Origin of the sequence: Bacteroides sp. HMSC067B03 (assembly GCF_001811315.1) — a bacterium.
GTDB lineage: Bacteria > Bacteroidota > Bacteroidia > Bacteroidales > Bacteroidaceae > Bacteroides > Bacteroides faecis.
In genome coordinates this window covers 1-1,073 of sequence record NZ_KV804284.1, presented here as the reverse complement: position 1 = coordinate 1,073, position 1,073 = coordinate 1, and the positions used below count along the sequence as shown (strand labels likewise).

Below are 1,073 nucleotides of genomic sequence, written 5' to 3'. Positions count from 1 at the left end.
CTTGCTATATATACACATGCCGCATGGGAATACATCCACGCCAACCGCCCAGCAAAAAGCCCCGGCGTGTTAGAAAATCCCCCACAGCCTAACAAATTCTACCCCATTTCTACCCAAGGGGATTACACGCCGCAGAAGTCATCCGGGAACATGTCTTCCAGTTCGTCCAAATCAATGGTTTCTTCTTCGGACACCTCCACCCATTCAATGTTTTCTTTCCCTCTTATCGCACATGAGTACATCTCGGCGGCGGCAAGAGAAGAGAACACCTCGTGCATAGGCTCGCCGTTCTCTAACCAGTAAACACAATATTCGACCATAACAGTTTTATCATTTATCGTTGTAATGCCCCTCTACCTCCAAGATGTAGACCTCTACCACTTCCTCGTAAATGTCATAGATTATCCGGTCATGGGCGGTAATGTGTCGAGACCATGTAATATCCCCACCGCCCCTTAACGCTTCGGGATGCCCAAGCCCAGTCTTAGGGTGCTCTAACAATTCTTTGTAGATTTTCTTATACTTCTTGAACAAATTGGGGTTTGATTTCTTCCATTTGGCAATCACCTTATCCACCCCGTCGGAAACCCTAATTGTGTACATCATAGACTATCGAAATAAGCGTCAATATCCTCACTGCTTTTGAGGGTAACACACTTTCCGGATTTGATTTCTTCCCTTGCCTTGTCAATCCTTGCTTGCAGCTCCGGGGTTATCATCAAATCTTCACGACCAACTTTTACCAAAGCGTAAATCTCGTTTTTCCTGCGAATTAGTACCTGCTCGCCATTGTCAGCTTTGGTGAAAGACGCTGCGAGGTTGTTACGGTATTCTCTTACTGATAATGCTTCCATATCTGTTTGCTTTTAAATTCAGCACAAAGATAGCTATATTTCAATAAAATACAAACATTTTGTACACAAACGTGTACACGCCATAAAAACCCGTTTCCAATCCTACCGCCCGTTGGTTGGTTTTGCTTTGCTCTTTTTCCCTATCGTTTTTCTTTTTCCGACAGTAAATCAACCACTTAGCTCTATAAATTCCCCTTGTCTGTTATAAGCATCGTCTGT

The 1,073-nt window shown here is 43.9% G+C and carries 3 protein-coding genes; all 3 read right to left on the bottom strand.

Annotated elements, in window-relative coordinates; translation table 11 throughout:
- Positions 1-122: 122 nt before the first annotated feature.
- The 3 genes from HMPREF2794_RS03525 to HMPREF2794_RS03515 are packed head-to-tail and all read right to left on the bottom strand — an operon-like array spanning position 123 to position 854.
- The gene (locus HMPREF2794_RS03525; RefSeq protein ID WP_004295503.1) at positions 123-320 is read right to left on the bottom strand and encodes a hypothetical protein; all 198 of its coding nucleotides are present in this window, start codon (positions 318-320) and stop codon (positions 123-125) included.
- A gap of 10 nt (positions 321-330) precedes the next feature.
- Positions 331-606 carry a type II toxin-antitoxin system YoeB family toxin gene (locus tag HMPREF2794_RS03520; RefSeq protein WP_004327436.1) on the bottom strand — a complete coding sequence of 92 codons (276 nt, stop codon included), beginning with the start codon at positions 604-606 and terminating at the stop codon, positions 331-333.
- A complete protein-coding gene (locus tag HMPREF2794_RS03515) occupies positions 603-854 on the bottom strand; it encodes a hypothetical protein (RefSeq protein WP_004295507.1) in 252 nt (83 codons plus the stop codon). Before HMPREF2794_RS03515 ends, HMPREF2794_RS03520 begins: the two co-directional genes overlap by 4 nt.
- Between the last annotated feature and the right edge of the window lie 219 nt (positions 855-1,073).

Excerpts from the sequence above, each read along its gene's own strand:
- HMPREF2794_RS03525 (WP_004295503.1), bottom strand. The coding sequence starts at position 320 with ATGGTCGAATATTGTGTTTACTGGTTAGAGAACGGCGAGCCTATGCAC.
- HMPREF2794_RS03520 (WP_004327436.1), bottom strand. The coding sequence starts at position 606 with ATGATGTACACAATTAGGGTTTCCGACGGGGTGGATAAGGTGATTGCC.
- HMPREF2794_RS03515 (WP_004295507.1), bottom strand. The coding sequence starts at position 854 with ATGGAAGCATTATCAGTAAGAGAATACCGTAACAACCTCGCAGCGTCT.